This is a genomic window from Clostridium sp. cel8 (assembly GCF_014050525.1).
GTDB lineage: Bacteria > Bacillota > Clostridia > Clostridiales > Clostridiaceae > Clostridium_B.
In genome coordinates, this window is record NZ_JACGAG010000010.1 from 14,753 (window position 1) to 40,402 (window position 25,650).

28 protein-coding genes are annotated in these 25,650 nt (G+C 30.0%); 7 read left to right on the forward strand and 21 right to left on the reverse strand.

Going from position 1 to position 25,650, the window contains the following annotated elements; genetic code table 11:
- Window positions 1-5: 5 nt before the first annotated feature.
- The 4 genes from H2684_RS09415 to hcp all read right to left on the reverse strand — a co-directional run bounded on the left by H2684_RS09415 (window position 6) and on the right by hcp (window position 5,635).
- On the reverse strand, window positions 6-1,526 hold the full coding sequence (locus H2684_RS09415) for a gluconokinase (protein ID WP_182089154.1): 1,521 nt from the start codon (window positions 1,524-1,526) through the stop codon (window positions 6-8).
- 76 nt (window positions 1,527-1,602) lie between these two features.
- Window positions 1,603-2,928 (reverse strand): gluconate:H+ symporter, encoded by a 1,326-nt coding sequence (locus H2684_RS09420; protein WP_182089155.1) that lies wholly within the window; start codon window positions 2,926-2,928, stop codon window positions 1,603-1,605.
- Window positions 2,929-3,084: 156 nt separating this feature from the next.
- Entirely contained in the window at window positions 3,085-3,789 is a 705-nt protein-coding gene (locus H2684_RS09425; protein WP_182089156.1) for an N-acetylmuramoyl-L-alanine amidase, read from the reverse strand.
- A gap of 142 nt (window positions 3,790-3,931) precedes the next feature.
- Window positions 3,932-5,635: a hydroxylamine reductase gene (hcp, locus tag H2684_RS09430; protein ID WP_182089157.1), complete on the reverse strand. Its 1,704-nt coding sequence runs from the start codon at window positions 5,633-5,635 to the stop codon at window positions 3,932-3,934.
- Between the two features lie 116 nt (window positions 5,636-5,751).
- Here hcp and H2684_RS09435 point away from each other — a divergent pair, with 116 nt between their 5' ends.
- Window positions 5,752-6,444, forward strand: a complete 693-nt coding sequence (locus H2684_RS09435) for a Crp/Fnr family transcriptional regulator (protein WP_182089158.1) — start codon at window positions 5,752-5,754, stop codon at window positions 6,442-6,444.
- Between the two features lie 36 nt (window positions 6,445-6,480).
- Here H2684_RS09435 and H2684_RS09440 read toward each other — a convergent pair whose 3' ends face one another.
- From H2684_RS09440 to H2684_RS09450, 3 genes are read right to left on the reverse strand one after another with little or no spacing between them, the layout of a single operon-like run.
- Window positions 6,481-7,035: a hemerythrin domain-containing protein gene (locus tag H2684_RS09440; protein ID WP_182089159.1), complete on the reverse strand. Its 555-nt coding sequence runs from the start codon at window positions 7,033-7,035 to the stop codon at window positions 6,481-6,483.
- Between the two features lie 4 nt (window positions 7,036-7,039).
- The gene (locus H2684_RS09445; RefSeq protein ID WP_182089160.1) at window positions 7,040-7,666 is read right to left on the reverse strand and encodes a hypothetical protein; all 627 of its coding nucleotides are present in this window, start codon (window positions 7,664-7,666) and stop codon (window positions 7,040-7,042) included.
- A gap of 11 nt (window positions 7,667-7,677) precedes the next feature.
- On the reverse strand, window positions 7,678-7,872 hold the full coding sequence (locus H2684_RS09450; RefSeq protein WP_182089161.1) for a DUF1858 domain-containing protein: 195 nt from the start codon (window positions 7,870-7,872) through the stop codon (window positions 7,678-7,680).
- 159 nt (window positions 7,873-8,031) lie between these two features.
- Between H2684_RS09450 and H2684_RS09455 the strand changes: the two genes are divergently transcribed.
- From H2684_RS09455 to H2684_RS09465, 3 genes are read left to right on the forward strand one after another with little or no spacing between them, the layout of a single operon-like run.
- On the forward strand, window positions 8,032-8,793 hold the full coding sequence (locus tag H2684_RS09455; RefSeq protein ID WP_182089162.1) for an ABC transporter permease: 762 nt from the start codon (window positions 8,032-8,034) through the stop codon (window positions 8,791-8,793).
- Entirely contained in the window at window positions 8,790-9,500 is a 711-nt protein-coding gene (locus H2684_RS09460) for an ABC transporter ATP-binding protein (protein WP_182089163.1), read from the forward strand. The genes H2684_RS09455 and H2684_RS09460 overlap by 4 nt, the downstream gene beginning before the upstream one ends.
- Before the next feature lie 30 nt (window positions 9,501-9,530).
- Complete coding sequence (locus tag H2684_RS09465; protein ID WP_182089164.1) at window positions 9,531-10,502, forward strand: NrtA/SsuA/CpmA family ABC transporter substrate-binding protein; 972 nt, start codon at window positions 9,531-9,533, stop codon at window positions 10,500-10,502.
- A 106-nt stretch (window positions 10,503-10,608) separates the two neighbouring features.
- Here H2684_RS09465 and H2684_RS09470 read toward each other — a convergent pair whose 3' ends face one another.
- The 14 genes from H2684_RS09470 to H2684_RS09535 all read right to left on the reverse strand — a co-directional run bounded on the left by H2684_RS09470 (window position 10,609) and on the right by H2684_RS09535 (window position 23,051).
- Window positions 10,609-11,910: a nitrilase-related carbon-nitrogen hydrolase gene (locus tag H2684_RS09470; protein WP_182089165.1), complete on the reverse strand. Its 1,302-nt coding sequence runs from the start codon at window positions 11,908-11,910 to the stop codon at window positions 10,609-10,611.
- A gap of 245 nt (window positions 11,911-12,155) precedes the next feature.
- Window positions 12,156-12,899 carry a 4Fe-4S binding protein gene (locus H2684_RS09475; RefSeq protein WP_182089166.1) on the reverse strand — a complete coding sequence of 248 codons (744 nt, stop codon included), beginning with the start codon at window positions 12,897-12,899 and terminating at the stop codon, window positions 12,156-12,158.
- A 9-nt stretch (window positions 12,900-12,908) separates the two neighbouring features.
- On the reverse strand, window positions 12,909-13,619 hold the full coding sequence (locus tag H2684_RS09480; protein WP_182089167.1) for an ATP-binding cassette domain-containing protein: 711 nt from the start codon (window positions 13,617-13,619) through the stop codon (window positions 12,909-12,911).
- The gene (locus tag H2684_RS09485) at window positions 13,616-14,383 is read right to left on the reverse strand and encodes an ABC transporter permease subunit (protein ID WP_243159313.1); all 768 of its coding nucleotides are present in this window, start codon (window positions 14,381-14,383) and stop codon (window positions 13,616-13,618) included. Before H2684_RS09485 ends, H2684_RS09480 begins: the two co-directional genes overlap by 4 nt.
- Complete coding sequence (locus H2684_RS09490; RefSeq protein WP_182089169.1) at window positions 14,346-15,143, reverse strand: transporter substrate-binding domain-containing protein; 798 nt, start codon at window positions 15,141-15,143, stop codon at window positions 14,346-14,348. The genes H2684_RS09485 and H2684_RS09490 overlap by 38 nt, the downstream gene beginning before the upstream one ends.
- 229 nt (window positions 15,144-15,372) lie before the next feature.
- Entirely contained in the window at window positions 15,373-16,041 is a 669-nt protein-coding gene (locus H2684_RS09495; RefSeq protein ID WP_182089170.1) for an NAD(P)H-dependent oxidoreductase, read from the reverse strand.
- Between the two features lie 73 nt (window positions 16,042-16,114).
- Window positions 16,115-17,860, reverse strand: coding sequence for an arsenical pump-driving ATPase (gene arsA, locus H2684_RS09500; RefSeq protein ID WP_182089171.1), 1,746 nt, complete (start codon window positions 17,858-17,860; stop codon window positions 16,115-16,117).
- 21 nt (window positions 17,861-17,881) lie between these two features.
- The gene (gene arsD / locus H2684_RS09505) at window positions 17,882-18,253 is read right to left on the reverse strand and encodes an arsenite efflux transporter metallochaperone ArsD (RefSeq protein WP_182089172.1); all 372 of its coding nucleotides are present in this window, start codon (window positions 18,251-18,253) and stop codon (window positions 17,882-17,884) included.
- A 195-nt stretch (window positions 18,254-18,448) separates the two neighbouring features.
- Window positions 18,449-19,963 carry a 4Fe-4S dicluster domain-containing protein gene (locus H2684_RS09510; protein WP_182089173.1) on the reverse strand — a complete coding sequence of 505 codons (1,515 nt, stop codon included), beginning with the start codon at window positions 19,961-19,963 and terminating at the stop codon, window positions 18,449-18,451.
- Between the two features lie 380 nt (window positions 19,964-20,343).
- Complete coding sequence (locus H2684_RS09515; protein WP_182089174.1) at window positions 20,344-20,571, reverse strand: thioredoxin family protein; 228 nt, start codon at window positions 20,569-20,571, stop codon at window positions 20,344-20,346.
- An 89-nt stretch (window positions 20,572-20,660) separates the two neighbouring features.
- A complete protein-coding gene (locus H2684_RS09520; RefSeq protein ID WP_182089175.1) occupies window positions 20,661-21,191 on the reverse strand; it encodes a permease in 531 nt (176 codons plus the stop codon).
- On the reverse strand, window positions 21,188-21,673 hold the full coding sequence (locus H2684_RS09525; protein ID WP_347707545.1) for a permease: 486 nt from the start codon (window positions 21,671-21,673) through the stop codon (window positions 21,188-21,190). Before H2684_RS09525 ends, H2684_RS09520 begins: the two co-directional genes overlap by 4 nt.
- Before the next feature lie 25 nt (window positions 21,674-21,698).
- On the reverse strand, window positions 21,699-22,667 hold the full coding sequence (locus H2684_RS09530; RefSeq protein ID WP_182089177.1) for a permease: 969 nt from the start codon (window positions 22,665-22,667) through the stop codon (window positions 21,699-21,701).
- 21 nt (window positions 22,668-22,688) lie between these two features.
- Window positions 22,689-23,051, reverse strand: coding sequence for a metalloregulator ArsR/SmtB family transcription factor (locus tag H2684_RS09535; RefSeq protein WP_182089178.1), 363 nt, complete (start codon window positions 23,049-23,051; stop codon window positions 22,689-22,691).
- A 184-nt stretch (window positions 23,052-23,235) separates the two neighbouring features.
- On the opposite strand from H2684_RS09535, the gene H2684_RS09540 reads away from it, so the two are divergent.
- From H2684_RS09540 to H2684_RS09550, 3 genes are all read left to right on the forward strand, one after another.
- Entirely contained in the window at window positions 23,236-23,478 is a 243-nt protein-coding gene (locus H2684_RS09540; RefSeq protein WP_182089179.1) for an SHOCT domain-containing protein, read from the forward strand.
- Between the two features lie 75 nt (window positions 23,479-23,553).
- Window positions 23,554-24,246 (forward strand): response regulator transcription factor, encoded by a 693-nt coding sequence (locus tag H2684_RS09545; RefSeq protein ID WP_182089180.1) that lies wholly within the window; start codon window positions 23,554-23,556, stop codon window positions 24,244-24,246.
- Window positions 24,247-24,258: 12 nt separating this feature from the next.
- Window positions 24,259-25,650, forward strand: a complete 1,392-nt coding sequence (locus H2684_RS09550; RefSeq protein ID WP_182089181.1) for a HAMP domain-containing sensor histidine kinase — start codon at window positions 24,259-24,261, stop codon at window positions 25,648-25,650.

Here is a 25,650-nt window from a genome sequence, read left to right on the forward strand (position 1 = left end):
AATAATTAAAATAATTTTTTTCCTAAAATAATTGTATAGTAATTCAAAAATTTATTATACATGTCCTTATAAATCTGTATATTATTATAGTTAGGTTTTATAATCTTAATTGGTTTCATTCTAGGTATAGGATGTTTTAAACTCTTTATATCACCTACAGCTGCCATTCCAACATATGCTGCTCCAAATACAGAAGCTTCTGTTGTTCCAGCAACAGCTATTTCTTTATTAAAAATATCTGCCTGTATTTGCAACCATATATCTGAATTTGCATATCCACCATTTGCAATTATCTGTTTAACATTTCCATCAATTTTTTCTATCATTCTATATATTGAATACATATTATAAATAACACTTTCCATAGCTGCTCGTATAATATTCCTTTTATCATGCATAAATCTCAACCCAATTAGTGAAGCAGTTGCATCTGCATTCCACCCTGGAGATCTTTCTCCTGTCAAAAATGGTAAGAATATAAGTCCATTGCTCCCAGGATCTATTTGTGAGGCATAATAATTAAATAGATTGTAGATATTATCATATCCTTTTTCAGAAGCCTCTTTTTCAAATTGATCTCTAAACTGATTTCTAAGATATTTAAGAACTATTCCGCCGTTACTTATTGCACCACCAGCTACCCATGTATCTTTAGTAAAACAGTAGCACCATGTTCTTGCCTCTTCATCAAAAAGTGGCTTATTTGCAGCAATTCTCAATGCACCACTAGTTCCAATTGTACATGACATTGATGTGTCATCAAATCCACCACAACCTATATTGGCCATTATTCCATCTCCTGATCCTATAGCCAATGGTGTATCAGTTTTTATTCCCATTTTTTCTGCATACTCTCTTTTAATGCTTGGAACTATGTAAGTACATTCTCTAACCTCACCTAACATATCAGCATCAATTTTCAATATATCCTTTAGAATATCTTTATCCCAATTAAAACTATTAATATTTAAACAAGCTGTTGCTGAAGCGTCTGTAAGATCTATTATGAATTTTCCACTTAACTTGAAAATAATATACTCTTTTATAGTAACAAACTTATATGAATTTTTATAAACTGCTGGCATTTTATTTTTAAGCCATAGTATATTACTAATAGGATACATTGGATGTTGTACTCTACATCCAGTTTTTCTATACAATTCATTGGAATCATAATTTTTTTCTATGAACTTAGCTTCATTTATAGATCTTGTATCTCCCCATGTAATAACATTAGTAAGGTTATTTCCATCTTTATCTACTGCAATAAAGCTATGCATCTGTGAACTCATACCAATGGATCTTATACTTTTAGATGATATATTACACTTATCTATAGAGTTTTTAACCACTTCTAGAAGTGATTTAAATACATAATTAGGATCTAATTCTAACATTCCTTCTTCTGTACAAATAGTTGGATATTCCTTATAATCAAATCCAATTTGATTTCCTTCTATATCAAAAATATTTGATCTTACTCCAGTAGTTCCAATATCAATTCCTATATAAAAATTCTTTCCCAAATTATTACACCCTCTTACTTTTATAAATACTATAATTAACAATAATTTTTAGTCCTATATTGCTTGTCTATCTTTTCTATCCAACAAATACATTTAAAATTAAAACAAATATTAAGCCACAAACCGATAGTATCGTTTCCGCTACTGACCAAGTTTTTAAAGTTTCAGGAACCGTCAATCCAAAGTATTCTTTAATCATCCAAAATCCTGCATCATTTAAATGTGAGAAAAATATACTTCCTGCTCCAGTTGCAAGAACCATAAGCTCTGGACTAACATGTGTTACTGATATAATCGGCAATACCATTCCTGCTGCAGTCATACCAGCAACAGTAGCTGATCCTACAGAAAGTCTTATTACTACAGCTATTAGCCAAGCCATGAGTATTGGTGAAATAGTGCTTCCACTCATTAAAATCTTTATATAATTAGATACACCACTATCTATTAATATTTGTTTAAATGCTCCACCACCTGCTATTACAAACATTATTACAGCTATAGTCTTCACCGATTCCTCGGAAGTCTTCATAATATCAACTATTTTCTTACCTCTAGCTAATCCAAAAGTATATATAGCAATCAATACAGATAACAAAAGTGCAATTGTTGGCTCTCCAATAAAACCGGTAAACTTAGCAAACGTAGTATCTTTAAGAGAACTAAGTTTTACAATAGCATTTAATGCCATAAAAATTACTGGAGTTAAAGCTGTAAACACACTTATTCCAAAACCAGGCATGTCCTCTTCTTTAAATGTCTTTGCGGTAAATAAACCCTTTGGCAAATCACCTACTTTTTTATCTATGTTTATAAATTTTGTAAAAACAGGACCTGCAAGTATAACTGTAGGTATTGCTACAATAATACCATATATAAGAGTTTTTCCTAAATCTGCATTGTACACAGTAGCTATAGCTGTTGGACCTGGATGAGGTGGAAGAAATCCATGGGTAACAGAAAGTGCTACTGCCATAGGAATTCCCACACGAATTACAGGAATATCAGCCTCTAAAGCTACAGTGAAAACTAGTGGTATCAAAAGTACAAAACCAACCTCATAGAACATTGCAAGACCTACTATAAACCCTGTCAATACAATAGCAATCTGGATTCTTTTCTTACCAAATACATTTATAAGTGTCATTGCTATTCGTTGTGCTCCTCCACAATCAGTCATAAGTTTTCCTAATATTGCACCAAATGCTAATAATAACGCAAGACTACCTAATGTAGAACCTACTCCTTTTTCAATTGAAGTAGCTACCATAGGCATAGACATTCCTTCCATAATACCAACTGCAATTGAAACAAGTATCAATGAGATCATTGCATTTACCTTAAATTTCATCATAAGAATCAACAATATTAATATTCCTAATGCAACTATTACTAAAGGCATATTCAAACTCCCCTTCTCAACAATATTTTTATTTCAAAAATTTTTTTCTTAATTAACCTTTCAATACAAAAAATACTTTTGTGAAAAATTTTTTTCACTACAGAAGTTATAGAAATATAAAAAGGGCATCTCAATTTGAGATGCCTTATCTGTTTTCTACTTATTGTAACTCACAATCACTGCATTAAGCCCTGCTGACTTTAGCTTTTGTACCTGCTTTTCTGCATTAGTTCTATCTTTATATGAACCTACTAAAACTCTATAGAAGGTTTCACTTGTTGATGCTTGCTTATTTTTTTTTTCTACTGCTTTACTAACTTTGCTTTTTATATAATTTATACCTAGTTGAGCTAGTATAGCCTTGGTTATTGCTGTTACAATTTGACTTCTTTTACTATCAAAAATATTATTATCTGCGCTACTATCAATGAATCCTGCTTCTATTAAAATTGCCGGACTTTTAGTTTCTCTTAAAACATAAAAGTTAGCACTTTTTACTCCTCTATTTACAAATCCAACTCCTACTAAAGCACTTTGTACTTTTTGTGCAAGTGATTTTGCTTTAGATCCTGTTTTTGTATAAACGTAGGTTTCAACCCCTTTAGCTTTTTCTGGTTTATAGGCATTTCTGTGAAATGATATAATATAATCATATTTCTTTTTATTTTCAAAGCTACTTCTTGCTCCAAGACTTACATAAACATCACTAGTTCTCGTTTCATCAACTATAACTCTATATTTTCTAATCTCTGCTGCTACAGCTTTGCCTAAACTTAGCACATCATCACTTTCTTTTCTGCCTTTATAAGAGGCTCCACCATCTTTTCCTCCATGTCCATAATCAAAACATAATCTAGCCATTTTATTTTCCTCCTTTATTGAACCCCTAAGAAAATATAATAATAATCCTAGCTGTCCTACTATTACTTATGAAATGAAAATAGATTATGTGATTTATAAAAAAAATCACCCTAAAAATAGAGTGATTTTTTATATTAGTAAATTATCCTAAAAATAATTTTAAATCATCATCAACAGTTCCAATTCCTGCTATGTTAAAGTTATCTACTAAAACTTTAGCTACATTTGGTGATAAAAATGCGGGAAGTGTTGGTCCTAAGTGAATATTTTTAACTCCAAGGTGTAATAATGCTAATAATACTATTACAGCTTTTTGTTCATACCAAGCTATATTATAAGATATTGGAAGCTTGTTTACATCATCTAATCCAAATACTTCTTGAAGTTTCAATGCAATTACAACTAATGAATATGAATCATTACACTGACCTGCATCAAGCACTCTTGGAATTCCACCAATGTCACCAAGGTTTAATTTATTGTACTTATATTTTGCACATCCTGCAGTTAATATAACTGTATCCTTTGGAAGTTTTTTTGCAAATTCAGTATAATAGTTTCTTGATTTTGCTCTACCATCACAACCTGCCATTACAAAGAATCTCTTTATTGCGCCAGTTTTAACAGCATCTACAATCTTATCAGCAAGAGATATTACTTGATTATGAGCAAATCCGCCTATAATTTCTCCTTTTTCTATTTCAGTTGGAGCATCGCACTTTTTAGCCATTTCAATCAATTCTGAAAAATCTTTATTTCCATTTTCATCTGCTTCAATATGCTTGCATCCTGGTATTCCTGTAGCCCCTGTTGTAAATAATCTACCTTTATATGAATCTTTCGGAGGAACTACACAGTTTGTAGTCATTAAAATTACTCCATTAAATTTATCAAACTCTTCCTTCTGTTTCCACCATGCATTTCCATAGTTTCCTGCAAAATGTTTATACTTTTTAAATGCTGGATAGTATTGTCCTGCAAGCATTTCACTATGAGTATATACATCTACTCCTGTTCCCTCTGTTTGCTCTAGTAACATTTGAAGATCTTTTAAATCATGACCAGATATCAATATTCCTGGATTTTTTCTGACTCCAATATCAACTTTTGTAATTTCAGGATTACCATAAGTTTCAGTATTAGCCTTATCAAGTAAAGCCATTGCAGTAACACCATATTTTCCTGTTTCCAGTGCAAGTGCAACTAAATCATCTATAGATAATGAATCATCTAATGTAGCTGCTAAAGCCTTTGCCATAAATCCATGAACTTCTACATCGTTGTATCCTAAATTCATAGCATGCTTCATATATGCTGAAAGTCCTTTAAGTCCATAAGTAATAAGTTCTCTTAAACTTCTTACATCTTCATCTTTAGTTGCAAGTACTCCTACTTTTTCAGCTTTTGCATCGAAATCACTAACATTGTCTGCGTACCATACTGCAGCATCAGGAATAACAACTTCGCTTGAAGACATCTTGAATAGCTTTTTAAAGAAACCAGTATTTTCTTTAGTTTCCTTAACTTGTCCACCAGCTTTTATAACTTCAGCTTTTAATTCTTCTCTCAATTTTAAGGTTTCTTTTACTCTATCTAAAAGTACTTCTCTATCAAAGTTTGCATTAGTTATAGTAGCAAACAAATTTTCTACTATATATTTATCTACATTAGAGTCAATTACTCCAACTTTCCTTCCTTCATTACTTACTACTGCCAATCCCTTAGTTACATAAATTAATAAATCTTGAGTTTTTGCAACTTCTGATGTCTTACCACATACTCCTTTTATAGTACAGCCTTTTCCACCTGCTGCTTCTTGACATTGAAAACAAAACATATTTGACATAATCTGCCTCCTAATCTATTATTATATTAATTATTACTTGCCATTTCTATGTGATTATTATATTATATCTATTATAATAGTTCCGTATCTCAGGATACAAAAAGGATGGTATTTAAATGATAAGCTCAGATATTCATACAATAAAAAATTTACCTCTATTTCATGGTATAGAAGAAAACGAACTTGTTTCAATGTTACAATGTTTAGCTCCTAAAACATATGAGTATAACAAAGATCAATGCATAGTAAATTCAGGTGAAAGGCTAGATAAATTTGGAATAATTTTAGAAGGTGAAGCAGCTGTAAGCAAAGAAGATATTGATGGAAACAGAGTTATACTATCTGTTGTAAAAAAAGGTGATTTATTCGGAGAAATGTTAGTATTCTCAAGTTGTGACATATGTCCAGTAACAGTTAGAGCTCAATCATCTTGTAAAGTATTATTTTTAACAAATTCTTCTCTTATAACTAGATGTGGAAATATGTGTTCTTGTCACACTACACTTCTTCAAAACTTTTTAGAAATACTATCAAATAAGGGATTAATGTTAAATACCAAAGTTAAATACCTATCAATAAAAAGCATACGAGGTAAAGTTGCCTCATATATATTAGATCAATATAGCCGTACTAAAAGTACTACTGTAACTCTACCATTAAATCGTAGCCGTCTTGCTGATTTTTTGAATGTATCTAGGCCCTCTATGTCAAGGGAAATATGCAAAATGCGGGATGAAGGTATAATTGATTTTCACTTATCAACATTTAAAATAAAAGATATTGAAGCATTAAAGAGTTTTTGTGAATGAAATAAAAAAGAGACCCCTAGGTCTCTTTTCAAAGTATCATTTATATTTTTCTTCAAGAATCTGCAATATGTCTATATACTTATTTTGGTTTCCGATTTTCTCCATTTGATCTTCGAAAGTATGACATTCATCATTTACTTTATCAAGGGTTTCCTTGCAAAGCTTTCTCCTTGCAAAAGGATATACAACATCATTTTCTTTATCTATATGTCTATATAATAGATGTGTATAGGATATAGCATTTGCTATGACGTCAAGTTTTGCCTCGCAATCACCGGATTTAGCTCTTTGGAGTGCTTCTACAAGATCTTTAATATAAAGTCTTCCAAGATCATGTTCTACCAGCATTCCAAATTTAATTAATTTCTCAGCTGCTCCTCCAATTTCATCTACCATTTTATTAAATAAAAACTTTTCTTCTTTTCCATGATGATGTTTATCTGCGTAATTTCTCACAAAATCAACTATCATTTCAAAATCGTCATAATCAATTTCTTTTCCATTAATTATGCCTAGACAAGCTTTTCTTATAACTTTTAACATTCTTGATATATTACTATGCTCTTCAACCATAAGTTCAATTGCATCCATAAAGTCACACCCTTTCTATTGTATTTATAACATTTTCTGTTCTAGTATATTTATATTTAGTGGCACAAGCACTTAAAAATCCATTTATCCATGAATCTCTCAAATAATAGAAATTAGAAACTTCTCCTTGAGCATCGTCCCAATAATTTTTATGAATATCTACTACTGTTTTCCACTTAACTATATTTTCACTATTTTCAATTATTTCATTAACTCTGTCACAAGGCATTCCCTCAATCATATAATCAAAAATCAATTTAAACATATCTTGTGGAGAACTTTCGCCTAGATCTAATTCTTTCATTTTACTTTCCCCATCTTCGTAAAATATACAAGAGAGCTCTTCTTTAGTAACGATATTTTTACTTAGAAGTTCAGTTACAACATAGGCAAGTCTGCTTTCTACACTCTTTATTCTTTCTTGAAGCCATCCGTGGATATTAGAATGTTCTATTACATCTGATAGTTCTCCTGTAGCTGGAAATCCAAATCTAGAATAGCTTTCATTTAGTAGAGAATCGCTATCATACCCCTTACTCTTACTTAACTCAACTATACTATCTATAAATTTTTCATGTACTTGAATTTTATTGTATAATAAATAGTGTATTTTACCCAAAAATGCACTCATCTAATCACTCCCTATTTTAAGCCTTCATTTAATGCCTTAATAATTTTTTCAACTTCTATTCCATGAACCTGACATGCTTCTTCTATTGTTTCAGCTTGTGCCGATGGACATCCTACACAGCCCATACCAAAATCAAATAAGATGTCTACACACTCAGGATAATTTCTAGCAACCTCACCAATTGTCATATCTTTTGAAATCTTCATATATTTACTCCTCCATTAATTAGATTTAATTTATACATTAATTATATAGTTTACCCTTTTTCTATTCAGTATCCTAAGTTACAAAAAAATATTATAAATTATCTTCTAGTAAAAATTATGCTATAATTGAAATATTGCATTATCTAAGGAGTTGTAATAATGAATCTAATACAAAAATCAAAAAAATATTTAATTATAATAGTGCTGTTTACTATATGGATAGTCGGTAGCGCTTTAAACTTGTGGAATCACTATATTCTGCCAACTCCCAAGGAAGTTATGCTATCTGCAATTACACTAATAAAATCAGGTGATTTGTTTAAACATATAGCCATAAGTACTTTAAGGGTTTTTGAAGGTTTTTTCATAACAGTTCTTTTAGCTGTACCTTTAGGTGTATTATTTGGAGTAAATAAAAATGTTTATTCCTACTTTGAGGGTCTACTTGGATTTTTAAGACATACTCCTCCACTATCTTTGGTACCACTTTTAATACTCTGGTTTGGCATAGGAGAAAGATCTAAAGTAATAATTATAATATTAGCTTCATTTTTTCCTGTACTATTAAATACAATTAGTGGAGTTGAAAGTTGCAATAAAAAATTAATAGAAGTTGGTCAAACATTTAATTTAAGTAAAATAAATATATTTAAAAAAATAGTAATACCTTGGGCCTTACCTAGTATTCTAGTTGGCATGCGATTAGGCATAGGATATAGTTGGAGGGCTATAATTGGAGCTGAAATGATTGCTGCATCATCTGGTCTAGGATATTTAATATTAGATGGAGAGCAGCTATCACGTTCATCAGTTGTCATAGTTGGGATATTATGTATAGGCATTCTCGGTTATTTATGTGATTACATATTTCTCACTTTAACTAAGAAATTTAATTATACCCAAGAGGAGAATAAAAAATGAATGGCTATAAATTGACTAATGTAACTAAGGAATTTTATATAAATGGTAAATCAGTTAGAATTTTAGATAGTCTAAATCTTATATTAGAAGACAGTAAAATTACCGTTATATTAGGAAGAAGTGGCTGTGGGAAAACTACATTACTTAGACTTTTAGGATATCTTGACAATGTCACAGATGGCACTGTAGAGTTCTATTTTCATGACTCTCTAGTAAAACCTAAAATAGGTATGGTTTTTCAGGAGAGTAGACTTTTCCCATGGCTAAACGTAAGAGAAAATTTAACATTCTTTTTGAATAAGAAAAATCCTGAAATTGAAAATAAATACTTAAAATTAATGCGCTTAGAAAACTTTGGTGAGGCATACCCTTATCAACTATCAGGAGGAATGGCTCATAGGGTATCTATAGGAAGAGCTCTTGCATATGAACCAAACATACTTTTAATGGATGAACCATTTGCAGCTCTAGATTTTTTTACTAGATCATATATGCAAGAAGAGCTTTTAAGAATTTATAGAGAAACAAAAAAAGGCATAGTCTTTGTAACTCACAATGTAGATGAGGCGCTATTAATAGGTCACAAAATTGTAATTTTAGATAAAGGAAAAATTATAAAAGAATATAAGATAGATTTAGAATTTCCGAGAGATATATATTCCCAAAAATTATTAAATATTAAAAAGGATATACTTTCGAAATTATAAAATAAATTATTAAATAAAGGAGATTTTACTATGAAAAGCAAAAAGATTTTATCGTTATGTTTATCTGTATTAATGTCAACAACTCTATTCGTTGGTTGTGGAAGCAATCAGCAAAGTACTTCAACAAAAGAAGATGACCTTAAAGAAATTAACATTACATACGTTAAGGCACCTTTAAATGTTCCATCAATATTAGAGAAGAATCAAAAATCCTTCGATAAAAGTTTTGAAAAAGATAATATTAGTGTAAAGTGGCATGAAATAACATCAGGACCTAAACAAACTGAAGCACTAGCCTCAGGAGATTTACAATTTCTCCACGCTCTTGGTGGTACATCAGCTATACTCGCAGCTGCAAATGGAGTTGATTTAAAAATAATCGGTATATATAGCAGAGCTCCAAAAGCTTTTATGATAATTAGTAATGATCCAAATATAAAAACTCCAAAAGATCTAAAAGGTAAAAAAGTTGCAGGTCCTAAAGGTACAATTCTTCATCAATTATTAGTAGGTGCTCTAGAAAAAAATGGACTAGAAAGCAAAGACGTAAATTTTATAAACATGGGATTGTCTGAAGCCTTTGCTGCACTTAACAACAAGAGTATAGATGCAGCTCTACTTGCAGGTCCACTTGCATTAAAAGCAATTAAAAGTGGTTCAAACGTAGTAGCAGATGGTGAAGGAATCGTTGATGGTACAATAGTAACTGCAGTTAGTGGTGATTTCTTAAAAAATCACAGTGATATAGTTAAGACATTTTTAAGCACTCATGAAGAAACTTTAAAATTTATGAAAGAAAATGAAGATGAAGCATTAAAAATAGCATCAAAAGAAGTTGGACTAACAACTGAAGAAACAAATGAAATGTATAAATGGTATGATTTCGATTCAGAAATAAAAGATTCAGATATTGAAGACCTAGAAAAAACTCAAGATTTTATGATAAAAAGTGGTCTTCAAGATAAAAAGATAGATATTAATAGCATTATATACAACAAATAAATTGTCCGTAAAAATTAGTTATTAAAATAATAGGATAATCACAGGCTGTGGCACTTAAAACTTAGTACCACAGCCTCTTTAAAAAATATGCATAATTAATCTTATTCTAAGCCATAACATAATTTAATAGAGCTTCATAAGAACTACGCCAATTTTCTTTGAAGCCTTTGTCATTATCTTTCCATACTGCTTCTGGACCATTAGCAAGATCTAAATTTAAACCATATTTTCCATCTGTTGCTTTTACAACTTGCACTGTTCCATCTTTGTCACATTGATAGCACTTATAAAATTTATCTGATTCCAATATTACTACACAAGAATTTTCCATTGCTCTTACTTTCAAAACATCTGAAATCTGAGTTTTATACATATTATCATCTAATTGTTTCCATTGATTTACAATAATATATTTCTTATTCTTTATTGTTTTAAGTTTGCTGTTATGAAGTAAGCTTAATACCTTTTCAGGAAATAGAATTTCTTCACCATTTAATAGGCAAATAACAATATTGTATTCTCCTGAATGATACACAAATATATTATCGTCTATCTTTTCAGTATAGTTTAAAATCATTCTTGTTGTACCACCACAAGTATAATAATAATGTTTATAATCATTAATTATTTCTTCTTGGCCAATTGTCTTATCAATATCAAATTCATCACAAGGTATTGATGTATCATATACAAATATTTTACCAACATCGTTATGTTTTGCATTTTTTGAATTAAGACTTCTATATTTCATCATTTTTCCAGTTGGAGTATATCCATATACATATGAATTAACTTCTTTATAATCTCCAGAGTAACCCATTGTACAGAAATTAAAACAATTATTCTCAATTGATCTAACCTTATTAAACTTATCCCATCTATCATATAATACATTACCTTTTGAGCTATTTATCAAAATATCAATACCCTGTTTTCCATATGTTCTGCTGAGTAATGAGTAATTACAATCAGCACCAATAGTCATACCAATTTTTAATCCTTTATATATTACAGGTTCAAATTCTGCCTTAATAGTTTGTCTATAATTATCACGTTCAAAAGCAGAATATCTTTCATCTATATGTTTTATATATAATTTGCTAAAAGTATCTCTACCACTACAAAAAGCGTTTACATAAATGCTATAAGTAACTCCATTTTTATCCACACTGCTAAATATAACTGCACACCCAATATACTTACTAAGCTTTCTGCAGTGATTTTCCACATCTAAATACCCATTCTTAGACATAATGTCAATTGAAGTAAGTTTATTTACAAAAGGAGTATAGCAATCCTCAGGAAACACTAATAAATCTATATCAGATTTTTTTACATAATGCATTGTCTTATAAAATGTTATTATTCCTTTTTTATTCATATCTTCCAAATACAATCCAATTTTCATTTTATCACCCCTAAGCAATAAGAAATAATTAATAAATTCAATGTCTTCATGCTTCGATAAACTTAACTATCCCCCCATTCTTATATCTCTGCATGTGTAAAAATGAGATCTACTTCCCATAGATTGTTAATATTAAATACATAATCCTCTGTATTTTGGATAAAATTACTTTTATATTTAATTTTCTTAAAATTATATATATATTATATTATACCATCATTTATAAAATACTAACAATTATTTAACTAATTTTTATGATTTTTAGCATACTCTGTCATTTTTTTACCACAAATCTTTCTATATGTTTCATCCATTGGTGTTTTTGCCTTAATAGCATTTACAGGACATACACTATAACAGGAACCACATTCATCACAACGATTGCCGTCAATTGAATATTTTTCTCCTGGTATAATTGTGCTAAATGTACATACCTTTTCACAGCTTCCACAGGCAATACATTTTTCAGGGTCTATTACAAAACCTGGTGGTTCACACTTCACATCTCCATATGAAAATCTATTACGTTCTATTTTATGATCACGATGTACTTTATCAAAGTCATAGTCATATACTTCACCTTTAAATCTATATAAAACAAATGTTGTCATTGTTGGATATCTCTCAATATCCTTAATTAATGGCAAAAATCTTTCATCTTCTTCAGCTTTTTTAGTAAGCTCTTCAAAAGATAATTCTTTTACATCACCATTGGCTCTAATAAAATATCCTGGTTCAAATATAGGCAGACCATTTTCATCATGTGAAACTGCACCTTGATTTGTTACTAGTGAACATACAGCTAACTTATTTGTTTGGGTAAGTTGTCTGTAGAAAGGCTTTACTTTCATAGTTTGAAAATATAGTCCTTCCTTATCATATGTAAGAAAATGTGCAATTCTAACTTCAGGATATCCATTATCAATAGTTGAAAAAGTATATGCATTTACTGCATCAAATGTTTCAAAAATTTCTTTTATATTTAACATATTATTTTCCTACCTCTCTAAAAATTTAATTAATTTATCAGTTTTTGGTGATTTTAATTTTTCAATATCTCCCTGTTCAACAATTTTCCCCTTATCCATATATATGAAATAATCTGCAAATTTTTTTAAAAACTCCATTTCATGCGTAACAAAAATAAATTCTGTCCCTTTTTTCTTTAATATCTTTATTGAATCAAGTACTTCCTTTGTGAGGAGTGGATCAAGTGCTGCAGTTGGCTCATCTAAGAAGAGAAGTTCAGGATTTGTAACAACAGCTCTTGCAATAGATGCTCTTTGAGCCTGCCCACCAGACACCTTACTTGGTACCTGATTTGCTATTTCTGTCAAATAGAATTCAGATAACACCTCATCACATCTTTTCTTAGCTTCTTTAGAGTCTATTTTCTTAATTTTCTCTAAAATAAGCAGTATGTTTTCTCTAACAGTAAGGTGTGGAAAAAGGTTATGCTTTTGAAAAACATATCCTATTTTATCCTGATACTCCTTTAAATTATTTTCAGAAAGTGTTATATCATTTACTTTTATTACACCATTTTCAACTACTTCAATTCCAGAAAGCTGGCGAAGAAGCGTAGATTTTCCACAACCTGATTCACCGATAATACCAAGTGCCCCTACATTTGAAATTTTTAAACTTATATCCTTTAATATAGGTTTTCCATCATATGATTTTGAAATTCTATCTAAAACTATATTCATGAACCAAGCCTTCTTCCTATATAACTTGCAAGTAGAGAAAGTGGTATTGTAATAATTAAATACATTACCCACATTACTAAATATCCTTCTATTGCAGCATAACTTTTATTTGAAATAACTGTTATAACATAAGATATCTCACTAACAGAAACAATTTTCAACAATGCAGATCCTTTAATAGCACCTGATAAATTATTAATCATGGAAGGAATTAGAGGTTTAATCATCTGTGGAATAATTACATATCTGTATTTTTGCCATGGTGTAAAATGATAAAGTTTCATTACTGTATATTGATCTTCATCTATAACTGCAATTGCCGTTTCATAAGCATTTGCTAAATAAGGTGTACTGTATATTGTCAAAGCTATTATTCCAAGTATTAGTTTTTGATTAATATTGAATCTTGCACCTAAAACATAAACTACTAAAAATATCATAACAAGTAGAGGAGTTCCCATAACAATTTCCTCTAGTAAATTAGAAAGTGTACTTAAAAATACATTTTTGCTTTTCATACACAAGTAGAATATGAAACCTGTTACCATACTAATTAGTAAAGTTACTATGCTAATCCATAATGTTGTTAAAAGTGCATCTATTAACATCTTTCTTTCTGACAATATAAGATCATATCTAGGATTATCTGTTGCAGTTACTATTACAAATACAAATATTGAAATAACCAATATATATGCCAGTGCTTTTTGAATTACTTTACTTGTATTATTTTTCTTGTTCTGGTTTTGTGACGATATATTCAAGTCCGAGATTTTTGTCTTTGAGGAACTCCCCAACTGGTTCATCGTATTTTTTCGCAAGTTGATCATATAGACCTCCATCTTTATAAAGTGTAGCAATATATTTATTTGCTTCATTTAACAGCTCAGTATTTCCCTTTTTAACTGCAAAGGCTGATGTAGCATATTCTGGAATCCCAGAATAAATTTCCGTTGTATCTTTATTAGCTGCATGATCACCAATAACTGTGTTGGCCCCAACAAGCACATCATAATTTCCCGATGTAATTTCCATAATTCCAGAAGCTATATCTGTTATTTCCGTAACCTGTTTACCATATTTTTCTGGTACAGAAACAGAAATTGTCCCTGTAAGTCCAATTACTTTCATATCTTTTATGCCAAAAAACTCTTTTGCTGTCATACTATCGCTAATGTTATGTTTTTCATAGAATTCTTTATTTACTAAAGCTAATGTTCTACTATATCTATATCCATTAGTAAAATCAACTTTTTGCTTTCTTTCATCATTCACAGTCATATCGCTTATTACTATATCTGTATCTCCAGTTTCAAGTGAAGGTATTAACATTGAAAAATCTGTATTAACTATTTCTACATCTCTTCCAAGATATTTTCCGAAATCCTTAGCTATGTCAACCTCTAAACCTGCTGGATTGCCGCTTTTATCAAGATACATAAATGGTGGATATTTTAAATCTATTCCAACCTTTAATACATCTTTTTTACTACTTTTTGAATTACTGCATCCGGCTAAAAACACACTAATCACTATTATAAAAATTAGTGCTAATTTTTTTTCATTTTAATTTTCCCCTTTTCTAACAATAATATATTTTATATACAGCTTTATTATATGTAATTTCCAAAAGCATATGAATATAATAATGTTCAAAAAACTTATAAAAATGAAGCTGAAGCCAAATTTATAACTTAACTTTTAGATAAATAATGGCAGACAACCCTATTTTATAAGGATCATCTGCCTAATATTATTTAATCCATTCAACTACTTTATCAATCGGTTGTCTTGTCTTTGGAAATATCTCTGCATTAGGTGATCTATATCCAAAGGCCACCATTACAGCTAATCCAAATTCATTTGTGTCAATAATTCCTTCTTTGCTTAAAATTTCTTCAATTTTTTCTCTATCAAATCCCTCCATAGGACATGAGTCAATACCAATAAAAGCTGCTGCTGTCATCATATTTGCAAGTGGAATATATACTTGTTTTCCAGCCCAGTCAAATAATTTTCTATCATCTGTCAAATCGAAATCACTTTCTTGGAATTTTTTATAGAATTTCATCTTTCCGTCAATAACTTCTTGAGGCAATTTTTCCACATCTTTTGCCATATATTTAAGATAATCTGATCCTGCCTTAGTTCCTGAAGATTTCCTAACCATAAGAAGTACAAAGTGACTAGCTGTTGGCAATTGCTTTTGAGCACCCCAGGAAAATTCCTTTAATTTCTCTCTCAAATCCATATTTTGAACTACAACAAATTTCCATGGCTCCCAGCCAAATGAACTAGGTGATAGTCTTCCTGTTTCAAGAATAAAGTTAAAATCATCATCAGAAATTTTCTTTTCTTTATCAAATTCCTTACATGCAAATCTAAAATTATAAGCTTTTATTAATTCATCTTTTTTATTCATAATTTTCTCCTTCTAATCAATATTAATAATCTATTTTACTACTTTTATTATTACTCAAATATATATATAATATTTATTTTATCAACTTGATAAGTTCTTCACCTTTTACTTCTTCTGGCTTCCATTCAATAACAGCAAATCTACCTTTAGATATTTCATTTACTTTATTAATCCATTGAATTTCGTTACTTGCCTTAGCTTTTAATATTTTATTTGTTGTATTAGTAGCATACATACTAGAATTGATTACCCACCATTTACTGTGAATATCAGCTCTCTTTAGATCTTTTTGTAATCTCATTGCTTCATAAACTGGTGTGGTTTCTGGAAGAGTTACAATAATAACTTCTGTGTGTTTCTCATCTTTTAATTTAGGTAACAATTTTTTAACTGATTCTGGTATATCTCCTTGGGATCTCTTTATCTCTTTATTATAACTTTGAGTTGAATCCAAAAGTAATAGCGTATGGCCTGTAGGCGCTGTATCAATAACTACCACTTCATTTTCTGATCTATCAACAATCTCAGCAAAGGCTCTAAAAACCGCTATTTCCTGAGTGCATGGAGATCTTAAATCTTCTTCTACATACTCAATATCTTCTTCACTCATAGTTTCTCTAGCTTTACTAAGTACTTCTTCTCTATACTTTGCCAATTCTTTCTTCTCATCAATATGACTTAATGTGATTCCAAAGCTTTCATCTAAAACAAATTTCAAGTGTGCCGCTGGATCAGTAGTTGCTAAATGTACTTTTTTACCTTTCCTTGCCAGTCCCAATGCAATAGCTGCTGCAATGGTGGTCTTTCCTACTCCACCTTTTCCCATTGTGAACACAACTTTTTTATCAGTATCATATAAATCTTCAATTACAGATTTTAATTTTGGAATTTCATCTACCATTAATTTATCATTGCTATATTCAATCTTATCTTCCTTTAGAAATGCTCTTACATTTTCTATTCCAATTATATTATAAGGTCTTAAAGGTATTTTAAATATTTCTAAATTCTTTAAGTACTCTGGAATTTCATTAAGAGCATTTTGTTGCTTTTCATATAACGCAGTTGATAGCATATCGTCATGACTTTCAAGAACTCCATTAATAACTAAAATTTGATTTTTTATACCTAGATCCTGAAGTTCTTTAGATGCTCTTTCAGCTTCTTTTAAAGGAGATACCTCTGGTCTTGAAACTAAAATTAACGTAGTCATATCACTATCAGCTAAAGCCTTTACTGCATTTTTATAAACTCCTTTTCTGCTTTCAAGACCTGCTAACTGACCAAGGCATGATGCTCCATGAGTACTTTCACTTATAAAATTACTCCAAGCCGATGGAAGCTGTAGCATTCTAAGTGTATGACCTGTAGGCGCTGTATCGAATATTATATAGTCAAATTCCTTTTGAATTTTTTCATCAGTAATAAAATTTGAAAATTCATTAAATGCAGCTATTTCAACTGTACATGAACCTGAAAGTTGCTCTTCCATATTTTTAACAACTACATCCGGAAGCTTTCCTCTAAATGGCCCAACTACACTTTCTCTATACTCTCTTGCAGCTTCTTCTGGATTCAAATTTGCAACTACAAGATTAGGTACATCTTTTATTTCAACTCCTTTATTATCTAATTCTGTATGAAAAACATCCTGTAAATTTGAAGCTGGATCTGTACTTACCAACATTATCTTTTTTCCTTCATCAGCTAAATTTATAGCTGTAGCACAGGCAGTTGAAGTTTTTCCTACTCCGCCTTTTCCAGTAAAAAACAAGTATTTAGTTAACTCTATATTGGAAAGATCGAATTTTTTTATCATAGTAATATCTCCTTTTTTACTTTAACAGCATACACCTTCACAGCCACAATCTTTAGATTTTAATTTTACTTTAGCTCTAATGTAGCTTTCAGGAATCTCTAATAAATTGCAAAATTCCTCATTAGTTGGATACCCTTTAGTTTTAACAACTTTACCATCAACCATAATTACTGGTAAAATATCTGGCCCTTCAGCATTTAGTAATTCATTAATACTTTTATTATCAACAAAAGCTTGAGGATTATTAGTTAGATTATATCTTTCCACTATAATTCCTTTTTTCTTTAAATTATTTAGAACTACAGATACTCTCAATAATTCACGGTTAACACTAGGTCCACAAACTCCTGTTGAACAACACATTGCTGGATCATATATAATCATTTTTTTCATAATTTACATCTCCTTATATACATAGATAATTATCTATGTATAGTATATGCTATCATTTATATTATTGTCAATATACAATATATTTATTAATGGTTAATTAATATTATATTCACTTTAGTCTATGTATCTATATTTTCTTACTATTAAAAAAGTAACCACAAAACTTGTGGTTACTCAAATTACTTAATTAATATTTTATTTTTTTGGAACTCCATGTAAAAGATAGAGTTTATCAGCATATTTTGATTCATCTGAAACCTTGAGTTCAGATTTCTTTGATGCAATTTTAACCTGTACTCCTGATATATTTGGTTTTGCAATACAACCAGCTCCTGATACACATCCTTCAGGGCAGGCCATTCCTTCTAGTAAATATCCATCATATTTACCCTTTACTGCATCGTCAAACATCTTCCTACATTCCTTAAGTCCAGCTGCTGATTTAATTTTAACTTCTCTATCTGGATGTTGTTTTTTTATTAGATTAGATACAGCCTCTGCAACTCCTCCAGCAACAGCAAAACCTCTTCCTGAAGCAGTAGCTTCATTATTTAATGTATTTTTAGTACCTACTATTTTAATTCCCTTTGCATCTAACATACCTGATAATTCTTCAAATGTAATAACAAAATCAACTTCACTTTTTACACTTTTTCTAGAAGCCTCTAATTTTTTAGCACTACATGGTCCAATAAATACTATCTTTGCATCTTTATTCTTTTCCCTTACTAAACGAGCTGCAAACACCATAGGTGTTAATGCCATTGATACATTATCAGCATGATCAGGATGAGATTTTTTAGCCATTACAGACCATGCTGGACAACAAGATGTTGCCATAAAAGATAGATTTTTAGGAACATTTTCTATAAAATCTTTAGCTTCATCAATTGTACAAATATCTGCTCCTATTGCAACTTCAACTACATCTTTAAATCCTAATTTAATCATAGCTTCTTTGAAATCATCAAATCCTACATTTTTACCAAACTGCCCTAAATATGAAGGAGCTACAATTGCAATAACATCATTTTTTTGCTTGATTGCCTGAATAAGCTGATAAATTTGGCTCTTATCTGAAATTGCTCCAAATGGACAATTTACCAAACACATTCCACAGCTTACACACTTATCATAGTCTATATCAGCTCTTCCATTTTCATCTGATGATATAGCATCCATTCCACAAGCAGAAGCACATGGACGCTCATGCTTTATTATTGCTGAATATGGACATGCTTTAGCACATAATCCGCACTTTATACATTTATCCTGATCAATAAAGCTTTTACCATTTATAATACTTGTAGCATTCTTTGGGCAAACCTCTACACATGGATGTGCCAAGCATCCACGACACATATTTGTTACTTCATAACTCTTAGTTGGACATGCATTGCAAGCAAATTTTATTATATTAATCAGCGGTGGTTCATAATATTTAGATGGTTTAGTAGCTTGTTCTATCCCTTCAGTAATTGGTCTAGGCTTGTCACTGGGTCTTAAGTTCAATCCCATTGCAAGTCGAACTCTTTCACTGACAATTGCTCTTTCCAAAAAAGCACTTTGCCTGTATTTACCAACATCTCCTCCAACAATTTCATAAGGAATGTTGGCAATTTCATCTAGGTTACCATTAAATGCAATTTTACTTACAGCTGTAAAAACCTTATGCCTTATATCAGCAAGTGTCTTATATTCGTACTTCATTTCTTTCTCCTCTCTTTTGTAAGCAATTTTTTATAGATATTAAATACTATTAGCATAATTTATAAATTATACTAACGATAAATACCTGTTTGGAATTTTAACAATGCAATATCCGCAGTATCCATTTCTCATCAAATATTTAATTTGCCTATTTTAATTTCTGCACTTTATATATTATTTGCGTTTATATTATAACATATTTAGAATTGTTCATGAAACCTTAATTGTTAAATTTTTAATTAATTTATCACCTATTAGTTATTAATCAACTGTTTCAATACTTAAAAATAGCTAAAACTAAAGCGCAAGACAAATAAGATAATCTTACGCTTTAATTCTAAAATATCTGTTATTGTAAAATTTTTATATTAATACCTTCATTATAGATATTTTTTTATTTCATCTTTTGAAAGTACTTTTCCCATAGCTTTTACCTTCTCATCAACTACTAATGCAGGTGTACCCATTACTCCATAGGACATTATGTCCTTAACATCTTGTACCTTTTCAATAGTTGCATCAATACCCATTTCTTTTATTGCTTCCTTGGCATTAGCCTCTAATTTTTTACATTTTGCACATCCTGAACCTAAAATTTTAATTACCATATTTTATTCCTCCTTAATTATTTATTATAAAATATTAATTAATTTATTAAAAATTAAATAAATTAATTATATAAGTAATATCTTATCATCTATAAACTTTCTGCTCTTTGATATACTCTTTCAACCTCTTTTTTAGGTATTATATGAGAAAGAATATATGCAATAATTATTATTCCTGGTATATCAATTAACAATCTAGTAATAGCAAACTTTATACCTAAAGAAGATAGTTCAAACAAAAACATTGGAATTTTTGTTGTGGACCATGCACCTATAAATATAAGCACATTACTAAATTTTACACCTTTTTTCATAAATACTGCAGCTATTGGAAATGCACCATACAATGGTCCTGCTGCTGCTGAACCTATAAAAATAGCAAGCAGTATTCCAACTATTCCTGATTTTTCACCCATAAACTTTATCATTGTTTCTCTAGGAACCCATATATCTAAAAGGCCTAACAATAGAAAAACAGGTGGAATGACTAATGCCATTTCTTTAAATGAATATGCTGTTATGTCTATTGCTTTTAAACCAATTTTGTTATTTATAAAAAACAGTATAGCAATCATAAATAATGTTCCAATAAAAAATCTATATCTTTTAATCAAGTTCATATTCTACCACAAACCTTTCCTAGGATATATGCCACTATAAAAGAAAATATAAATGCTAAAATGTTTCTTACAATTGCAAGTCTTTTACCAAAATATTTAATTTCTACAGGCATTGTAACAATTCCTACCATCATCAATGTAGAAATAAAAGCTCCAATTTGCATATAGCCTGCACCATTTTCAAGCAGCATTGCCGCTGTTGGAAAGGCGACAAATCCTGGAATTAAAGTTATTGCTCCAATTAATGCGGAAACAACTGTACCATACCATCCTGATTGGACTCCAATAATCTTCGATATAAACTCTGCATCAAATACTGAAAGCATTATACCAACAAGAACAATTACTCCTAAAAACTGTGGAAGTATGTTCTCAAAAGCCTTCCATGCTTTTTTTAGAGCCTTTTTAGTTTTATTTTTATCTTTGTAGTAAGACAGTAATAAAAGAAATATTGTAATACTATATATTCCTATATTCAATATTATCACTCCCTAAAAATGCATGGTATTAAATCAAAAAGTGTGCAATAGCATTAAAGAAATATCCAACAAATATAATAGCAATGCCAGTTATAACAACGAAGGCTCCTATTAATTTAGGTTTAATAACCTTTCTAAGTAATATCATCTCTGGAAGTGATAGAGCTGTTGTTGCCATCATAAATGCAAGTGCTGTTCCTATTCCAACTCCTTTATTAATTAATGCTTCTGCAATTGGAATAGTTCCCAAGGCATTTGAATAAAGTGGTACTCCACAAACTACTGCTATAACAACTGCAAATGGATTATTAGGTCCTGCATATTTAGATAGTAATGATGCTGGTGCCCATCCATGAATTAATGCTCCTAAACCTATACCAATTAAAAGAAATATCCAAACCCTATTTATAATGTCTTTTACATTATCAAGAGCAAAATGTACTCTGTCTTTATAAGATAGCTTTTCTATATCTACCTCTCTTGATTGAATTTCATAGACATATTCTTCAACTTGCTTTTCCATTTTTAATAGTCCAATAAATATTCCTCCAAATATACCTATTACAACACCTGTAATAACATATACTAAAGCAATTTTCCAACCAAATGAAGCAAGTAGTATAGCAAATGCTGCTTCATTTACAATTGGTGAAGTTATGAGGAACGAAAATGTAACCCCTAATGGAATTCCTGCTTCAACAAATCCAATAAATATAGGCACCGATGAACAAGAACAAAATGGTGTAACAATTCCAAGTAAGGAAGCCATTATATTTCCCTTTACCCCACTAAATCTTTCTAGAATTTTTTTTGTTCTCTCAGGTGGGAAATAACTTCTAATATATGATATTGCAAAAATCATTATACCCAATAATATAATAATTTTTATAGTATCAAAAAAGAAAAAGTGAACACTTGAACCTAAACGTGTTTCCATAGATATATTAAATACATTTTCGACTAATAGTCTTATTAAATAATCTAACCAATTGAACATTTAAAACACCTCTTATATGAATTAACTCAATTTCTTAGTGCTATTTGGATTGCATTGTTTTGAATATATTTCTTTATCAACTAATCTTTCGCTATCTGCTTTTAGCTGTGGATAATTTTCAATATTATCTATAATATTAGTAATCAAACTTTCTAATACAGGATCCTTAATATTCAATGAGTAAAAAATAAATTGCTCTTTTCTCTCATCTCTAACAAAACCATTATCCCTAAGCTTGGCTAAATGCTTAGATACCTTAGGCTGAGATAGTTCTAAAATACCGCACATTTCACATACACACAGTTCTTCCTGTCCAAGCAATACAATTATTCTCAATCTAGTTTCATCTGATAATAATTTAAATAAATTTGTAAGTTCATTCATGACAATTTCCTCTCTTTAAATAAATATAATACTTATATACTCATATCCGTATATGTGTATTATATGCTTCTCTTTCATAATTGTCAACTATATAAATTTTATTTCTCCACAATTCCTCCACAGTTTATCTATATAATTCAATGTATAGAGATAATAAACTTTTATTAAAGGGAGGAATTGACTTATGTTTTGTGGTGGTTATGGCTTTGGTGGCCCAAGTTCTATGGGACACAGCTGGATATATTTAACCATTGGCTTTAGATTATTAATATTTATAGGTTTAATTTTCTTTGCTATTAAACTATTTAAAACCTATTCTAATAAATCAAATAATGCTATTAATATACTCAATGAAAAATTTGCTACAGGTGAAATTAGTGAGGAAGAATATTTAAAAAGGAAAACAATTCTTTCACAGAAAAACTAGAGATTAAGCTCTCTAGTTTTTTTTATAGGTATAATCTATAATATAACTAAAATAATGGCAAGTGGAGGTATCTCTATGAATAAAGACTTTAAAATATTAGTTGTAGATGATGAGAAAAATATAGTAGATGTAGTTAAAGCTTATCTTGAAAGCAATGGATTTAAAGTACTTACGGCAATGGACGGAGAAACTGCTATGCAGATATTTAACAATGACACTATTCATCTTATAGTATTGGATTTAATGCTTCCTAAGTTAAGTGGTGAAGAAGTATGCCAAAGGATTCGAAACATCTCTAATGTTCCTATAATAATGCTTACTGCAAAAGCAGATGAAGATGAAAGAATAAAAGGAATATCTATTGGTGCAGATGACTACTTAACTAAACCATTTAGTGTTCGCGAACTTGTAGTAAGAGTACGGGCATTACTTAGAAGATCCTATAGAGATTTTACTCCTATGGCTGATATTCTAAATTTTAATAATGGTGATTTAGAAGTTGATGTTAAAAAGATGCTTATCAGAAAAAAAGGTAATGATATACGATTAACACCAAATGAATTTAAAGTTTTAAAAGTATTTTTAATAAATCCAGGTCAAATATTTTCAAGAGAGCAATTAGTTGAAAAGGCTTTTGGTATAGATTATGAAGGCTTTGACAGGACCGTAGATACCTATATAAAAAATATTCGTCAAAAAATAGAGGATAATCCAAAGGAACCAAAATATATAACAACGGTTTACGGAATTGGTTACAAATTTATGTAAGGAGTGACACTAATGAAACTATCCTTAATGAAAAAACTATCCCTAGGCTTTCTTACTGCAGTTTTAGGATCAATTATTTTAGCAAGCCTTATAGCAAATTATACAGTGGGAAATAAATTTAAAAATTATTTGATTGATGAACATAAGACAAAAGTTTCTACTGCTGTTCAAATTGTTGAAGATTTATATGGGAGTGGAGAAAATCCCTCAAATATAAATAATGATGAAATACAAAGATATGCCGAACTTCAACAGCTATATATTGAAGTTAAGGATTCAAATAACAATACTATATATACGTCTGGAGATTCCTATCTTAAGCATAATTCCATGATGGGAAAAATGATGGGTTCTATGATGCATAACACTTCTGAAACTAACCTTGGTCAGTACTCTGAAAATACATATCCCTTGCTAGTTAATAATAAGCATATCGGTACTATAATAATTGGTTATTTCGGAACTTCCTATCTATCTTCAGCTTCAGTAACCTTTATAAGGACTTTGAATAATTCTTTTTTTCTATCAGCTATTGCAGCATTGATTTTTGGACTTATTATAAGCATAATTATATCAAAGCAGCTTTCAAAGCCTCTTATTAAAATAACCCAAACAGCAAATAAAATGCGAAGTGGTAATCTTGAAGTTAGAGCACCAGTTAACTCAAACACTAAAGAAATAGATGAACTTTCAAACTCTATAAACTATTTAGCAGAAACTTTAAAAAATCAAGAGATGTTTAGAAAAAGATTAACTTCTAATATGGCACATGAGTTAAGGACTCCTTTAACCACTCTAAAAACTCATGTAGAAGCCTTTATAGATGGAATATGGGAACCAACGCCTGAAAGATTTGAAGCATTTTACGAAGAAATTGAAAGACTGACAAAAATGGTTAATAATCTTAGAAGCCTAGCAAAATTAGAGGAAACTAACCTTAATTTAAATAAAAGAGAAATCAATCTATCAAGGGAGCTTACTAAAATCGTAGATACATTTAAGCCCCTTTATATTAAGAAAAATTATGAACTTACTAGCAGTATTACTCCGGAAACAAATGCAATAATAGATAAAGATAAATTTGACCAAATAATCACTAACCTGCTTTCAAACTCTTATAAATATTTAAGACCCAATGGCAAGGTTAATGTAACTCTGAAAAAAGAAAATAATAATATTATAATTAAAGTTATAGATAATGGAATAGGAATTCCCGAAAAAGATTTACCTTATATATTTCAACGATTTTATAGAAGTGATTTATCTAGAAATAAAAATACTGGTGGTTCTGGTATAGGTCTTACTATTACAAAAGCTTTTGTTGAAGCCCATGGTGGCAAAATATATGTTAATAGCAAAGTTCATGAAGGCAGCACTTTCACCGTAGTACTACCTTCTGAATAG

Excerpts from the sequence above, each read along its gene's own strand:
- H2684_RS09420 (WP_182089155.1), bottom strand. The coding sequence starts at position 2,928 with ATGCCTTTAGTAATAGTTGCATTAGGAATATTAATATTGTTGATTCTT.
- H2684_RS09425 (WP_182089156.1), bottom strand. The coding sequence starts at position 3,789 with ATGGCTAGATTATGTTTTGATTATGGACATGGAGGAAAAGATGGTGGA.
- hcp (WP_182089157.1), bottom strand. The coding sequence starts at position 5,635 with ATGTCAAATATGTTTTGTTTTCAATGTCAAGAAGCAGCAGGTGGAAAA.
- H2684_RS09435 (WP_182089158.1), top strand. The coding sequence starts at position 5,752 with ATGATAAGCTCAGATATTCATACAATAAAAAATTTACCTCTATTTCAT.
- H2684_RS09440 (WP_182089159.1), bottom strand. The coding sequence starts at position 7,035 with ATGGATGCAATTGAACTTATGGTTGAAGAGCATAGTAATATATCAAGA.
- H2684_RS09445 (WP_182089160.1), bottom strand. The coding sequence starts at position 7,666 with ATGAGTGCATTTTTGGGTAAAATACACTATTTATTATACAATAAAATT.
- H2684_RS09450 (WP_182089161.1), bottom strand. The coding sequence starts at position 7,872 with ATGAAGATTTCAAAAGATATGACAATTGGTGAGGTTGCTAGAAATTAT.
- H2684_RS09455 (WP_182089162.1), top strand. The coding sequence starts at position 8,032 with ATGAATCTAATACAAAAATCAAAAAAATATTTAATTATAATAGTGCTG.
- H2684_RS09460 (WP_182089163.1), top strand. The coding sequence starts at position 8,790 with ATGAATGGCTATAAATTGACTAATGTAACTAAGGAATTTTATATAAAT.
- H2684_RS09465 (WP_182089164.1), top strand. The coding sequence starts at position 9,531 with ATGAAAAGCAAAAAGATTTTATCGTTATGTTTATCTGTATTAATGTCA.
- H2684_RS09470 (WP_182089165.1), bottom strand. The coding sequence starts at position 11,910 with ATGAAAATTGGATTGTATTTGGAAGATATGAATAAAAAAGGAATAATA.
- H2684_RS09475 (WP_182089166.1), bottom strand. The coding sequence starts at position 12,899 with ATGTTAAATATAAAAGAAATTTTTGAAACATTTGATGCAGTAAATGCA.
- H2684_RS09480 (WP_182089167.1), bottom strand. The coding sequence starts at position 13,619 with ATGAATATAGTTTTAGATAGAATTTCAAAATCATATGATGGAAAACCT.
- H2684_RS09495 (WP_182089170.1), bottom strand. The coding sequence starts at position 16,041 with ATGAATAAAAAAGATGAATTAATAAAAGCTTATAATTTTAGATTTGCA.
- arsA (WP_182089171.1), bottom strand. The coding sequence starts at position 17,860 with ATGATAAAAAAATTCGATCTTTCCAATATAGAGTTAACTAAATACTTG.
- arsD (WP_182089172.1), bottom strand. The coding sequence starts at position 18,253 with ATGAAAAAAATGATTATATATGATCCAGCAATGTGTTGTTCAACAGGA.
- H2684_RS09510 (WP_182089173.1), bottom strand. The coding sequence starts at position 19,963 with ATGAAGTACGAATATAAGACACTTGCTGATATAAGGCATAAGGTTTTT.
- H2684_RS09515 (WP_182089174.1), bottom strand. The coding sequence starts at position 20,571 with ATGGTAATTAAAATTTTAGGTTCAGGATGTGCAAAATGTAAAAAATTA.
- H2684_RS09520 (WP_182089175.1), bottom strand. The coding sequence starts at position 21,191 with ATGAACTTGATTAAAAGATATAGATTTTTTATTGGAACATTATTTATG.
- H2684_RS09530 (WP_182089177.1), bottom strand. The coding sequence starts at position 22,667 with ATGTTCAATTGGTTAGATTATTTAATAAGACTATTAGTCGAAAATGTA.
- H2684_RS09535 (WP_182089178.1), bottom strand. The coding sequence starts at position 23,051 with ATGAATGAACTTACAAATTTATTTAAATTATTATCAGATGAAACTAGA.
- H2684_RS09540 (WP_182089179.1), top strand. The coding sequence starts at position 23,236 with ATGTTTTGTGGTGGTTATGGCTTTGGTGGCCCAAGTTCTATGGGACAC.
- H2684_RS09545 (WP_182089180.1), top strand. The coding sequence starts at position 23,554 with ATGAATAAAGACTTTAAAATATTAGTTGTAGATGATGAGAAAAATATA.
- H2684_RS09550 (WP_182089181.1), top strand. The coding sequence starts at position 24,259 with ATGAAACTATCCTTAATGAAAAAACTATCCCTAGGCTTTCTTACTGCA.